Consider the following 12,603-nt stretch of genomic DNA (forward strand, 5'->3'; position numbering starts at 1 on the left):
TTTCCAGTTATCGCGGTGAGGTGAAATCCCTCACCCTAACCCTCTCCCCAAAGGGGAGAGGGGATGGTTTGCTCCCTCTCCCCTTTGGGGAGAGGGCAGGGGTGAGGGGGCAGTTACCCGCGCTGACTCAATACGTCTTTTTCATACGCCCGCACGTTTTCCAGCCACTGGCTGCCTGCCGGGGCGTCGTGACGCTGGCAGTACATTTCCCACACCGCCTGCCACGGCAGGGATTTTTGCTCTTCCAGCAGCGCCAGGCGCGCGGTGTAGTCGCCGTTTGCTTCCAGCTGTTTCAGCGCGGCGACTGGCTCCAGCAGGGCGCGCAGCAGCGCTTTCTTCATGTTGCGGGTGCCGATCACCCACGCCGCGATGCGGTTGATGGAGGCGTCGAAGAAGTCGAGGCCAATGTGCACGCGGTCAAACAGGTCATGGCGGATGATTTCGCTGGCAATCGCCTGGGTTTCGTCATCCAGCAGCACCACGTGGTCGCTGTCCCAGCGCACCGGGCGGCTGACGTGCAGCAGCAGGCGCGGCACGAAGAGCATGGCGGCGGAGATTTTGTCGGAGATCACTTCTGTTGGGTGGAAGTGGCCGGCGTCCAGGCACAGGGCGGTCTGGCGGCTGGTGGCGTAACCCATGTAGAACTCGTTCGAGCCGACGGTGTAGCTCTCTGCGCCAATGCCGAACAGCTTGCTCTCCACCGCGTCGATGTGGTGCGCCGGGTTCAGCTTTTCGCTGATGGCTTCATCCAGCGCGGCCAGCAGGCGCTGGCGCGGAGCCAGACGGTCGACGGTGATGTCCTTCATGCCGTCCGGGATCCAGATGTTCATCACCGACGGCGTGCCGAGCTGCTCGCCAAAATACGCCGAGACGCGGCGGCTGGCCTTGACGTGGTCGATCCAGAACTGACGGATGTCGTCGTTGGCGTGGGCGAGGGTAAAGCCGTCCGCGCTCAGCGGGTGCGAGAAGCAGGAGGGGTTAAAGTCCAGGCCCAGCTTGTGAGCTTTCGCCCACTCCACCCAGTTCTTAAAGTGTTCCGGTTTGATCTCGTTACGCGCCACCGGCTCGTCGGACTCCAGATAAATCGCGTGCAGGTTCAGGCGTTTTGGCCCCGGGATCAGGCTCAGCGCCAGCTCCAGATCCGCACGCAGCTCGCTCGCGCTGCGCGCTTTGCCCGGGTAGTTACCCGTCGCCTGAATGCCACCCGTCAGAGAACCGCCCGGGTTCTCGAAGCCGGCCACGTCATCGCCCTGCCAGCAGTGCATGGAGACCGGCAGACGGTCGAGCTGGCGCAGCGCCGCTTCGACATCCACGCCGACGGCGGCGAAACGCTGTTTAGCCAGGTCCCAGGCTTGTTCAAGTTGAGTGGTCATGCGCAAAGCTCCTTAGTCAGTCGTTTTTGCTGAAACTGCGCCCGGTAGCGGGCAATTTCATGGCAGGGATTGGGGGTGAAGGTGGTCAGACGGGTGTTCGCGGCGACCACCGAGCGGAAATCGTCGACGTCTGAAAGTTCGTCCAGGGTCATCAGCTGAATGCCGATATTGCCGAGCGTCGAGGCCTCCACCGGACCCGCCACCACGGTGATGCCGCAGGCGTCAGCGCAGAGCTGGTTCAGCAGCTGGTTCTGACAGCCGCCGCCCACGATATGCAGCTGGCTGAACGGTTTACCGCGAAGGCTCGCCAGCTCGCTCAGGATGTCGGCATAGAGCAGGGCCAGGCTGTCAAAAATACAGCGCGCCAGCTCGGCAGGGCGCGAAGGCACCGGCTGCCCGGCTTCAAAACAGGCGGCCTGGATTTCGGCGCTCATGTGCACCGGGTTGATAAAGCGGTCGTCGTTCGGGTTGATCAGGAACGTGCAGGCCTTCAGCTTTTCGGTTTCTGCGATAAGCGCAGGCAGGTCGGCAATGTGCTGCTCTTTCAGCACCCGCTGGAGCAGCCACAGGCCCATGATGTTTTTCAGCACGCGGTAGCGCCCTTCGGCACCGCCTTCGTTAGTGATGTTCGCCGCCAGTGCGGCGTCGCTGGTGTACGGCGTTTTGCTCTCAAAGCCCATCAGCGACCAGGTGCCGGAAGAGAGGTAGGCCGCGTCTTTATCGGCCAGCGGCGATGCGATCACCGCGCTGGCGGTATCGTGGCTGGCGACGGCGACAACCGGGATGGCGTTCCCCTGCGGGCAAATCCACTGACCGATCACGTTACCCGGATGGGTCGGCGTGCCGAACCAGGAAGGCGAAGCGCCGGTCCAGGCAAGCAGGGTTTCATCCCAGCTATCGGTGTTGATGTTGACCAGCTGCGTGGTGGTGGCGTTGGTGTATTCCCAGTTCTTGTTGCCGGTCAGCCGGTAGCTTAAGTAGTCCGGGATCAGCAGCGCGTGCGCCACCTTTGCGGCCAGCTCCGGCTGCTGCTCAACCAGCGCGCGCAGCTGATACAGCGTGTTAAACGGCAGAAACTGAATGCCGCTGCGGCCGTAGATGCTGTCCTTGCCAAGCTGCGCGATGGCGTGCGCCATCAGCCCGTCGGTGCGGCCGTCGCGATACGAGACGGGCAGGCCGACGCGTTCGCCGTGGCCGTCGAGCAGAACGTAGTCCACGCCCCAGGTATCAATCCCGATGCTGTCGATGCGAATGCCGTCGTTGCAGACGTTGTTCAGCCCGATGCGGATCTCCGCTTCCAGGGCATCAATATCCCAGGTATCAAAGCCGTCCCGTTTTTGCAGGCAGTTGGCGAAGCGGTGCATTTCGCGAAGCGTAAGAGCGCGCTGGCCGCAGTCCCAGGTGGCGAGCATTACGCGGCCGCTGGATGCGCCTAAATCGACAGCCACACAATGGCGAAAAGTCATGGTCAGGTCCCTTCTTAAGTCATTAGCGCTGAGTGTAAAAAAGGGAAGAAAAGACCACCTTCTCGTCACTGACAGCCCAAAACTCGCGCTGGCAAGAAAGCAAAGATGAACGTGAGGGAGTTCACAGTTTCCAGGAATGGCGGGGTTTTCGGGCAGTGTGACGCTGACCGCATTTCCCGATCTTTCCGCCTGTTTCTTGAAAAATCGGCAGCTTTTGCGCGGTTTGCTGTCAAAAATTTAAGGTGAGCGCGAAAGGCCTTAATTACTATTTTGAGAACTTTTCTCATTGGTGGAGGCCGTTATGACCGTACTGCACAGCGTCGATTTTTTTCCTTCGGGAGCGTCTCCGGTCGCGATTGAGCCACGGCTTCCTCAGGCTGCGTTTCCAGAACATCACCATGATTTTCATGAGATTGTGATTGTGGAGCACGGGACGGGCATTCATGTCTTCAACGGCCAGCCGTATACCATCAGCGGCGGCACGGTGTGCTTCGTTCGCGACCACGACAGGCACCTGTATGAACATACCGACAACCTGTGCCTGACCAATGTGCTCTATCGTTCGCCGGATGCGTTCCAGTTTATTTCGGGGCTGAACCAGCTGTTGCCCCAGGAGCAGGACGGACACTATCCGTCGCACTGGCGGGTAAATCAGTCCACGTTGCAGCAGGTGCGCCAGCTGGTGAGCCAGATGGAGCAGGGCGAAGACGGGCAGGAGACGCACGCTATCGTCACCCGCGAGCTGCTGTTCATGCAGCTGCTGGTGCTGCTGCGCCGCGGCAGCCTGGTGGAAGGCCTGGAAAATAACGACGCGCGGCTGAACCAGCTGATGGCCTGGCTGGAGGACCATTTTGCCGAGGACGTGTGCTGGGAGACGCTGGCGGAGGATTATTCGCTGTCGCTGCGCACGCTGCATCGTCAGCTTAAGCAGCGCACCGGGCTGACGCCGCAGCGCTACCTTAACCGCCTGCGCCTGATCAAGGCGCGCCATCTTTTACGCCACACCGACGAAAGCGTCACGGATATCGCCTATCGCTGCGGTTTCGGCGACAGCAATCACTTTTCGACCCTGTTTCGCCGGGAATTCAGCTGGTCGCCGCGCGATATCCGGCAGGGGAAAGACGCGTTGCTTCAGTAACGCGAGGGCAATCACCGTTTTCAGGCCGCAAAAAGGCTAATAATGTCCGGTTATTCACCGTAGAGGTTGTGGTGTGGCCGCTCAGTTAATTCTTCGCAAAGATGATTTTTTCGCCTCCGCGAGTCAGGCCGTCGCGGTGGCGGACCGCTACCCGCAAAACGTCTTTGCCGGGCACACCCACGAGTTCTGCGAGCTGGTGCTGGTGTGGCGCGGCAACGGTTTACACATCCTCAACGACCGGCCCTACCGCATCACGCGCGGGGATCTGTTCTACATCCGCGCCGAAGACAAGCACGCCTACGCCTCGGTTAACGATCTGGTGTTGCAGAACGTCATCTACTGCCCGGACAGGCTCAGGCTGAATATCGACTGGGCGGCCAGCATCCCCCGTTTTCTTGATGCCGGCGGCGAACCGCACTGGCGCTTAAGCAGCAGCGGCATGGCTCAGGTGCGCCAGACGATCTCCCAGCTGGAGCAGGAGAGCCAGAAAAGCGATCCGGTGGCTAACCAGATGGCGGAACTGCTTTTCGCCCAGCTGGTTATAACCCTCAGGCGCCATCGTTACGCCACCGATAACCCCTCCGCTACCGCGCAGGAAGCGCTGCTGGACAAGCTGATCGCCCGGCTCGCGGGCAGCCTGAACAAAAGCTTCGTGCTGGAAAAGTTTTGCGAGCAGGAGCAGTGCAGCGAGCGCGCGCTGCGCCAGCAGTTCCGCGCCCAGACGGGGATGACGGTGAACCACTACCTGCGCCAGCTGCGCATCTGCCACGCCCAGTACCTGCTGCAGCATACGGAGCTGATGGTCAGCGAGGTGGCGATGCGCTGCGGCTTTGAGGACAGTAACTACTTTTCGGTGGTGTTTAACCGCGAGGTGGGGATGACGCCGGTTCAGTGGCGTCATCACAGTCGAAAGGCGGCCTGATCAGCTCGCCATGCCGAGGCCGACAATGTTGGCGGCAATGATAATCACCACGCAGCCCAGGCTCAGCACGCCCACCGGACGACGCCCGGCGTTATTCCACTCCTTCAGCACCAGCCCAACCAGCCCGCCGCACAGGACGTAGAAGCTCATGTGCAGCATCCAGCTTATGTAGTCGTACTGCGGGGGAATGCTGGCGTGGCCCCAGGCGTAGAAAAAGAACTGCAGATACCACATCAGGCCGCCAAGGGCGGAGAGCAGCACGTTGGTGATGATTAAGGATTTTGCCAGCGAGAAGTCGGCTTTTACCGACAGATTTTTCACCTTTGCCAGACGAATAAAGCAGAAGCCAAGGTTTACCAGCGCGCCGCCGCCCATGATCACCACGTAGCTTGGCAGGGCCACGTACAGCGGGTCGACGCCCAGCGCGGCGGCCGCTTCGTGCATGGGCTTCGCCGCGTTCATGGCGAACGACATGCCCGCCGAGAAGATGCCGCACATCACTGCCAGCAGCAGCCCTTTCTTCAGGTTAAAGTCTTCGGCCTTGATGCCCATCCTGCGCTCTTTCAGCTGGCCCGCACGGGTGACGATACCCACGCCGATCACCGCTACCAGCACGCCCAGCAGGGTCATCCGCCCGCCCTGAGTGTTGATCAGCACGTCGAAGTCGCCGTTGAGGATCGGCGTCATCAGCGTGCCGACGATCAGCGTAATGCCAATCGCGATGCCAATCCCCATCGACATGCCGAGGTAGCGCATGGTCAGGCCGTAATTGATATTACCGATGCCCCACATCGCGCCGAACAGAAACACCGGCAGCAGGGTGGAGGCACTGAAGGAGGAGAAGTAGCCCCAGAAATCCGGGAGCAGCATGGCGCTGATGGTCCAGGGCAAAATCAGCCATGAGACCGTACCGCCAACGGACCACATGGTTTCCCATGACCAGCCCTTAATCTTTTTAAACGGGGCATAGAAACAGGCTGCACTGGCCGCGCCTATCAAATGCCAGAAGATACCCATCGTAATCGCATGATTCATTTTTACATCCTCATCGTTTTTATAGTCGGTGGCTTCCCGCCGACCTGATGAGTGTAAAAATTAGGCGGTTCAGTAACCTTGAGAAGGTTGCCGCACTTTTGTTCAGGGTGGCAATTATCACGTTAAGCAGGTGAGCAGACTCACAATTTTGTGATTTATCGAAACGCGAATAACCTTATAAAAACTACGGCATTGATAATCATTTTCAATATCATTTAATTAACTATAATGAACCAACTGCTTACGCGGCATTAACAGCTGTGCCGCCCGACACTAATGGAGAGGATTATGAGTTATACACTGCCATCCCTGCCGTATGCCTACGACGCACTGGAACCGCATTTCGACAAGCAGACGATGGAAATCCATCACACTAAACACCACCAGACCTACGTGAACAACGCGAATGCTGCGCTGGAAAGCCTGCCAGAGTTCGCAAACCTGCCTGTTGAAGAGCTGATTACCAAACTGGACCAGCTGCCGGCAGACAAAAAAACCGTGCTGCGTAACAACGCTGGCGGTCACGCTAACCACAGCCTGTTCTGGAAAGGCCTGAAAACCGGCACCACCCTTCAGGGCGACCTGAAAGCGGCTATCGAGCGCGACTTCGGCTCCGTTGATAACTTCAAAGCGGAATTCGAAAAAGCGGCTGCAACCCGTTTCGGCTCTGGCTGGGCGTGGCTGGTGCTGAAAGGCGACAAGCTGGCGGTTGTTTCTACCGCAAACCAGGACTCCCCGCTGATGGGTGAAGCTATTTCTGGCGCATCCGGTTTCCCAATCCTGGGTCTGGACGTGTGGGAGCACGCTTACTACCTGAAGTTCCAGAACCGTCGCCCTGACTACATCAAAGCGTTCTGGGATGTAGTGAACTGGGACGAAGCAGCAGCGCGTTTCGCCGCTAAAAAATAAGGTTGCATTGACGCCTGTGAGAAGCGAGTCTGATGACTCGCTTTTTTTGTATCTGAAGGAGTAGAGATGCATTACCCGGTGAATGTGTTTACAGGCAAGGTAAGGGAGTACGACGGCAGCCGCCCGAGCGCCATCGCCAAGGTGCAGGTCGACGGCGAGCTGACGCTGACCGAGCTTGGCCTGGCGGGTGACCAGCAGGCTGAAAAGAAGATCCACGGCGGGCCCGAGCGCGCGCTGTGCCACTATCCGCGCGAGCACTATCAGCACTGGAAAACCGAATTTCCTGAACAGGCGGACCTGTTCGTCGCGCCGGCGTTTGGTGAAAATCTGTCGACCGAAGGGCTGACGGAGAAGAACGTCTTTATCGGCGATATTTACCGCTGGGGCGATGCCCTGATTCAGGTGACGCAGCCACGCTCGCCGTGCTTCAAGCTTAACTACCATTTCGGCATTCAGGATATGTCGGCCCAGCTGCAAAACGCGGGTAAAACCGGCTGGCTGTACCGCGTGGTGCAGGCGGGAGAGGTTGCTGCGGATGCGCCGCTGGCGCTCGCCTCACGCCTGAGCGATGTCTCCGTGCATGAGGCCTGCGCCATTGCATGGCATATGCCGTTCGATGACGAGCAGTATCATCGGCTGCTGTCGGCGGCGGGGCTGTCGACAAGCTGGACCAGAACGATGCAGAAGCGGCGGATAAGCGGGAAGATCGAGAGCAGTTCGCGGAGATTGTGGGGTAAATAATGCCCCTCACCCCGGCCCTCTCCCCAAAGGGGCGAGGGTGAAAAGACCGCACCGAGCCGTCCCCTCTCCCCTATGGGGAGAGGGTTAGGGTGAGGGGATTACGAACGCTTATACAGCGGCAGCCACAGCGTTAACCGCAACCCGCCCAGCGGGCTGTCATCGGCCTTCACCCAGCCGCGGTGCTGCTGCATGGCGGTTTCGACAATCGCCAGCCCAAGCCCCGTACCGCCAGATTCACGGTCGCGCGCTTCGTCTGTACGGTAGAACGGACGGAAAATTTGCTCGCGATCTTCCGGGCTGACGCCTGGACCGTCGTCGTCCACGATGATGGTGATCCCGTCTTTATCCACCGAAAACGCCACTTCAATCTTCGTATGGGAATAGCGCAGGGCGTTACGCACGATATTCTCCAGCGCGCTTTCCAGCGTGTTGGGGTTACCGTACAGCGGCCACGGGCCCGGCGGGAAATTGACGGTGAAGGATTTGCCCATCTGCTCCGCTTCAAACGCCGCGTTGTCCAGCACCTCGTGCCACAGCTGATTGGCTTTCACCGTTTCGCTCACCAGCGCGTTTTTCTGCTGATTGCGCGACATCACCAGCAGATCGTTGATCATGCTGTCCAGGCGCTGGGCTTCCGTCTCAATACGCTCCAGCTCTTTGCTCTCGCCGCTGCGGCGACGCAGCAGGGCGGTACCCAGCTGCAGGCGCGTGAGCGGCGTGCGCAGTTCATGCGAGATGTCTGACAGCAGGCGTTGCTGTGCGGTCATCATGCGGTCAAGAGCGCTTACCATCTGGTTGAAGCTGGTTCCCGCGGCCAGAAACTCCTGCGGCCCGGATTCCAGCTCCGGATGCTGCCTCAGGTTGCCCTGTGCCACTTCGTCCGCCGCGTTTTTCAGCTTACGCGCCGGTTTCGCCAGGCTCCATGCCAGCCATAACAGCAGCGGAGAGCTGACCAGCATCGTGACAATCAACAGCAGAAGCGGACGGTCAAACAGCAGGTTGATGAAGTCGGACTGGGAATTGCTCGCTGGGCGAATCAGATAGAGCTGGTAGTTGTCTTCCCCATCCCGTACCGAGAAAGGGCCAACCATCTCTACCCGACCATATTTCTTTTTCTGTGGGTGATCGGCGTTATCCGCCTGGCCAATAAAGTTGCGGATAATCTGCATCTCATTGCGATCGGCCCCAATGACGCGGCCTTCGCTGGTCACCAGCAAAAGGCGTTGTCCGGGGGGCGCCCACTTGTCGATAGCGCGAAACAGCCTGCGCCACCACATTAAATCGTTCGGCGGATCGTTTGCCAGCTCCGCTTCCACGTGCTGCTCGATCATCACGCCCTGACGTTGCTCGCTGTCCAGCAGCTCCGTCATCTGGCGTGAGTCGAGTTTTGGCAACATCAAAACGAGCATTAAAACCAGTGCCAGCGTCAGCCAGAAGATGGCGAAGATGCGGGCGGTTAAGCTGCCTATCATGAAGCGGAAACCATCAGATAACCGCGACCACGCAGGGTTTTAAACCACGGATGACCGTCTTTACGCTCCGGCAGCTTACGGCGGAGGTTCGAGATATGCATATCGATAGCGCGGTCAAACGGCGTGAGGCGTTTACCCAGCACTTCCTGGCTTAAATGCTCACGCGAAACAACCTGGCCGAGATGCTGCGCCAGCAGATACAGCAGGGTGAACTCGGTGCCGGTCAGCTCAAGAACTTCACCGTCGAAGCTCGCTTCCTGACGGCCCGGATTCAGGCTCAGGGAGTCAACTTCCAGCGTTGGTGAGCTGTTGTCGGTATTCTGCTGCTGCTCGCTCCAGTGGGAACGGCGCAGGATGGCGCGAATACGGGCCACCAGTTCACGATCGTTGAACGGCTTAGGTAAATAGTCATCCGCACCCAGCTCAAGGCCGAGTACACGGTCAAGCTCGCTGCCGCGCGCGGTCAGCATGATAACGGGGGTCTGGTGTGTCTGGCGAAGCTCTTTCAGCGTATCAATACCGTTTTTCTTCGGCATCATTACGTCGAGCAAAAGTAGATCGATGCTGTCGTCAAGGAGACTCAGCGCCTGTTCCCCATCATGGGCAACCAGGACGTTGAAACCTTCCATGTCGAGCAACTCCTTTAAAAGGGATGTGAGCTCTCGGTCATCATCAACTAACAGGATTTTATTCATTGTTTAAATACCTCCGAGGCAGAAATTACGACATCAAGGCTATCTAATCCATGACTTTACGTTGTTTTACACCCCCTGACGCATGTTTGCAGCCTGAATCGTAGACTGTCTCTCGTTGAATCGCGACACGAAAGATTTTGGGAGCAAGTGATGCGCAAAGTTACCGCTGCCGTCATGGCCTCAACGCTGGCGTTCAGTGCGTTTAGCCAGGCTGCTGTAGCTATCAACAGCGATAACGGTTCCTCACTGGAGGGCGCAACGCAGCACAGCAGCCAAAGCCATATGTTTGACGGCATAAGTTTAACCGAACATCAGCGTCAACAGATGCGAGATCTGATGCAGAGGGCACGACACGATCAGCCCCCTGTTAATGTTAGCGAAATGGAGACAATGCATCGCCTTGTCACCGCAGAAAATTTTGACGAAAGCGCTGTACGCGCTCAGGCAGAAAAAATGGCGCAGGAACAGGTTGCCCGCCAGGTAGAAATGGCGAAGGTCCGCAACCAGATGTTCCACCTGTTAACGCCCGAGCAGCAGGCGGTTTTGAATACCAAACATCAGCAGCGTATGAACCAGCTGCGTGAGGTTGCACGGATGCAGCGAAGCTCAGATATGACGCTTTTCAGTAGCAATAGCAGTACCCGTAGTAACCAGTAAACCCTGTTTTCCTTGCCATAGACACCATCCCTGTCTTCCCCCACATGATGTGGGGGTTTTTTTTGCCCGTCGTTCAGGTTTGTTAACGCTTTATTCATCCTTTCACTCCACCACCATCCGTTATACTAGCGCCATGGCATGACAGGAGTGTTTATGAATCAATCCTATGGACGGCTGGTAAGCCGGGCCGCAATAGCCGCGACGGTAATGGCGTCGTGTTTGCTGATCATTAAAATTTTCGCGTGGTGGTACACCGGGTCGGTCAGTATTCTGGCGGCGTTAGTGGACTCTCTGGTGGATATCGCCGCCTCGCTGACCAACCTGCTGGTGGTGCGCTACTCGCTGCAACCGGCGGATGAAGAGCATACGTTCGGCCACGGCAAAGCGGAATCGCTGGCCGCGCTGGCGCAAAGCATGTTTATTTCTGGCTCGGCGCTGTTCCTGTTTTTAACCGGCATTCAGCACCTTATTTCGCCTTCTCCGATGAACGATCCGGGCGTTGGCGTGGTCGTAACGGTAGTTGCACTTATAAGCACACTTGTTCTTGTAACGTTCCAGCGCTGGGTAGTAAGAAAAACACAAAGCCAGGCGGTACGGGCAGATATGCTTCATTATCAGTCTGATGTTATGATGAATGGGGCTATTCTTATTGCGCTTGGTCTGGCCTGGTATGGCTGGCACCGGGCCGACGCGTTGTTTGCGTTAGGGATAGGGATCTATATTTTGTACAGCGCGTTGCGCATGGGGTATGACGCGGTACAGTCGCTTCTGGACCGTGCGCTACCCGACGCAGAACGCGATGAAATTTATAACATCGTGACCTCCTGGCCTGGCGTCAGTGGTGCCCACGATCTTCGTACGCGGCAGTCAGGGCCGACCCGCTTTATTCAGATTCATTTGGAAATGGAAGACAACCTGCCGCTGGTTCAGGCGCATATGATAGCTGAACAGGTGGAGCAGGCGATTTTGCAGCGTTTCCCTGGGTCAGACGTCATTATTCACCAGGATCCATGCTCGGTCATTCCCAGGGCGTTTGAGCTTTCGTAATTCGTTGTAAAAAAGTGAGCCAGACCAGCATTTTGTGGATAAATTACCACCATATGGCCTGACCTGAATCAATTCAGCTGGAAGGGATTGATATACTATTTGCAGTATTCGACGGTTGAGCAGTTTCTTCCGGCAGCAGATTTCAATTTTGCATTCCTAAGTTCAGAGGTAGTCATGATTAAGAAAATCGGTGTGTTGACAAGCGGCGGTGATGCGCCGGGCATGAACGCGGCAATTCGTGGGGTTGTCCGTGCAGCGCTGACGGAAGGTCTGGAAGTTTTTGGTATCTATGACGGTTATCTGGGTCTGTATGAAGATCGCATGGTTCAACTCGACCGTTACAGCGTGTCTGACATGATCAACCGCGGTGGTACATTCCTCGGCTCCGCGCGCTTCCCGGAATTCCGTGACGAACACATCCGTGAAGTGGCTATCGAAAACATGAAAAAACGCGGCCTGGACGCGCTGGTGGTTATCGGCGGCGACGGCTCATACATGGGTGCAAAACGTCTGACCGAAATGGGCTTCCCGTGCATCGGCCTGCCTGGCACCATCGATAACGATATCAAAGGCACCGATTACACCATCGGTTACTTCACCGCGCTGGGTACCGTTGTGGAAGCTATCGACCGCCTGCGTGATACCTCTTCTTCGCACCAGCGTATTTCTATCGTTGAGGTGATGGGCCGTTACTGCGGTGACCTGACCCTGGCGGCGGCCATTGCCGGTGGATGTGAGTTCGTGGTGGTTCCGGAAGTGGAATTCAGCCGCGAAGATCTGGTTGCTGAAATCAAAGCCGGTATCGCGAAGGGTAAAAAACACGCGATCGTTGCCATCACCGAGCACATCTGTGACGTTGATGAACTGGCGAAGTACATCGAAACCGAAACCAAACGCGAAACCCGTGCGACCGTTCTGGGCCACATCCAGCGTGGCGGTTCCCCGGGTCCATACGACCGCATCCTGGCGTCCCGCATGGGCGCGTACGCTATCGAGCTGCTCCTGCAGGGGCACGGCGGCCGTTGCGTCGGCATCCAGAACGAACAGCTCGTTCACCATGACATCATCGACGCGATTGAAAACATGAAGCGTCCGTTCAAAGGTGACTGGCTGGACTGCGCGAAAAAACTGTACTGATCGGCATTCAG

At 57.7% G+C, this 12,603-nt stretch carries 12 protein-coding genes; 7 read left to right on the forward strand and 5 right to left on the reverse strand.

All coding sequences use genetic code 11. The features are described from left to right. Positions 1–113 precede the first annotated feature (113 nt). Positions 114–1,373 (reverse strand): L-rhamnose isomerase, encoded by a 1,260-nt coding sequence (gene rhaA / locus HWQ14_RS05520; RefSeq protein ID WP_176609179.1) that lies wholly within the window; start codon positions 1,371–1,373, stop codon positions 114–116. Further along, positions 1,370–2,839: a rhamnulokinase gene (gene rhaB / locus HWQ14_RS05525; RefSeq protein WP_176609180.1), complete on the reverse strand. Its 1,470-nt coding sequence runs from the start codon at positions 2,837–2,839 to the stop codon at positions 1,370–1,372. The genes rhaA and rhaB overlap by 4 nt, the downstream gene beginning before the upstream one ends. Positions 2,840–3,140: 301 nt before the next feature. On the opposite strand from rhaB, the gene rhaS reads away from it, so the two are divergent. Further along, positions 3,141–3,977: an HTH-type transcriptional activator RhaS gene (gene rhaS / locus HWQ14_RS05530; RefSeq protein WP_148422510.1), complete on the forward strand. Its 837-nt coding sequence runs from the start codon at positions 3,141–3,143 to the stop codon at positions 3,975–3,977. Positions 3,978–4,050: 73 nt separating this feature from the next. After that, entirely contained in the window at positions 4,051–4,899 is an 849-nt protein-coding gene (rhaR, locus tag HWQ14_RS05535) for an HTH-type transcriptional activator RhaR (protein ID WP_176609181.1), read from the forward strand. Here the strand turns inward: rhaR and rhaT are convergent, their stop codons facing one another. Beyond that, entirely contained in the window at positions 4,900–5,934 is a 1,035-nt protein-coding gene (rhaT, locus tag HWQ14_RS05540; RefSeq protein WP_148422508.1) for an L-rhamnose/proton symporter RhaT, read from the reverse strand. Positions 5,935–6,222: 288 nt separating this feature from the next. Here rhaT and sodA point away from each other — a divergent pair, with 288 nt between their 5' ends. Both sodA and yiiM read left to right on the forward strand, forming a co-directional pair. Continuing rightward, positions 6,223–6,843 (forward strand): superoxide dismutase [Mn], encoded by a 621-nt coding sequence (gene sodA, locus HWQ14_RS05545; protein WP_003861999.1) that lies wholly within the window; start codon positions 6,223–6,225, stop codon positions 6,841–6,843. Between the two features lie 66 nt (positions 6,844–6,909). Then, positions 6,910–7,584, forward strand: a complete 675-nt coding sequence (yiiM, locus tag HWQ14_RS05550; RefSeq protein ID WP_176609182.1) for a 6-hydroxyaminopurine reductase — start codon at positions 6,910–6,912, stop codon at positions 7,582–7,584. A gap of 98 nt (positions 7,585–7,682) precedes the next feature. On the opposite strand, the gene cpxA is transcribed toward yiiM, so the two are convergent. Together cpxA and cpxR are read right to left on the reverse strand one after the other, a co-directional pair. Further along, positions 7,683–9,056, reverse strand: coding sequence for an envelope stress sensor histidine kinase CpxA (gene cpxA / locus HWQ14_RS05555; RefSeq protein ID WP_148422766.1), 1,374 nt, complete (start codon positions 9,054–9,056; stop codon positions 7,683–7,685). Then, positions 9,053–9,751: an envelope stress response regulator transcription factor CpxR gene (gene cpxR / locus HWQ14_RS05560; protein WP_148422767.1), complete on the reverse strand. Its 699-nt coding sequence runs from the start codon at positions 9,749–9,751 to the stop codon at positions 9,053–9,055. The genes cpxA and cpxR overlap by 4 nt, the downstream gene beginning before the upstream one ends. Before the next feature lie 150 nt (positions 9,752–9,901). Between cpxR and cpxP the strand changes: the two genes are divergently transcribed. The 3 genes from cpxP to pfkA all read left to right on the forward strand — a co-directional run bounded on the left by cpxP (position 9,902) and on the right by pfkA (position 12,592). Then, complete coding sequence (cpxP, locus tag HWQ14_RS05565) at positions 9,902–10,408, forward strand: cell-envelope stress modulator CpxP (protein ID WP_148422768.1); 507 nt, start codon at positions 9,902–9,904, stop codon at positions 10,406–10,408. A 153-nt stretch (positions 10,409–10,561) separates the two neighbouring features. Beyond that, on the forward strand, positions 10,562–11,455 hold the full coding sequence (gene fieF / locus HWQ14_RS05570) for a CDF family cation-efflux transporter FieF (protein ID WP_176609183.1): 894 nt from the start codon (positions 10,562–10,564) through the stop codon (positions 11,453–11,455). Between the two features lie 174 nt (positions 11,456–11,629). Next, positions 11,630–12,592, forward strand: a complete 963-nt coding sequence (gene pfkA / locus HWQ14_RS05575) for a 6-phosphofructokinase (RefSeq protein WP_028014852.1) — start codon at positions 11,630–11,632, stop codon at positions 12,590–12,592. Positions 12,593–12,603 lie beyond the last annotated feature (11 nt).

This window comes from Enterobacter cloacae, from assembly GCF_013375935.1.
In the GTDB taxonomy this organism is placed as follows: Bacteria; Pseudomonadota; Gammaproteobacteria; order Enterobacterales; family Enterobacteriaceae; genus Enterobacter; species Enterobacter pasteurii.

Coding starts and splice junctions, on each gene's coding strand:
- rhaA (WP_176609179.1), bottom strand. CDS start 1,373: ATGACCACTCAACTTGAACAAGCCTGGGACCTGGCTAAACAGCGTTTC.
- rhaB (WP_176609180.1), bottom strand. CDS start 2,839: ATGACTTTTCGCCATTGTGTGGCTGTCGATTTAGGCGCATCCAGCGGC.
- rhaS (WP_148422510.1), top strand. CDS start 3,141: ATGACCGTACTGCACAGCGTCGATTTTTTTCCTTCGGGAGCGTCTCCG.
- rhaT (WP_148422508.1), bottom strand. CDS start 5,934: ATGAATCATGCGATTACGATGGGTATCTTCTGGCATTTGATAGGCGCG.
- sodA (WP_003861999.1), top strand. CDS start 6,223: ATGAGTTATACACTGCCATCCCTGCCGTATGCCTACGACGCACTGGAA.
- yiiM (WP_176609182.1), top strand. CDS start 6,910: ATGCATTACCCGGTGAATGTGTTTACAGGCAAGGTAAGGGAGTACGAC.
- cpxA (WP_148422766.1), bottom strand. CDS start 9,056: ATGATAGGCAGCTTAACCGCCCGCATCTTCGCCATCTTCTGGCTGACG.
- cpxR (WP_148422767.1), bottom strand. CDS start 9,751: ATGAATAAAATCCTGTTAGTTGATGATGACCGAGAGCTCACATCCCTT.
- cpxP (WP_148422768.1), top strand. CDS start 9,902: ATGCGCAAAGTTACCGCTGCCGTCATGGCCTCAACGCTGGCGTTCAGT.
- fieF (WP_176609183.1), top strand. CDS start 10,562: ATGAATCAATCCTATGGACGGCTGGTAAGCCGGGCCGCAATAGCCGCG.
- pfkA (WP_028014852.1), top strand. CDS start 11,630: ATGATTAAGAAAATCGGTGTGTTGACAAGCGGCGGTGATGCGCCGGGC.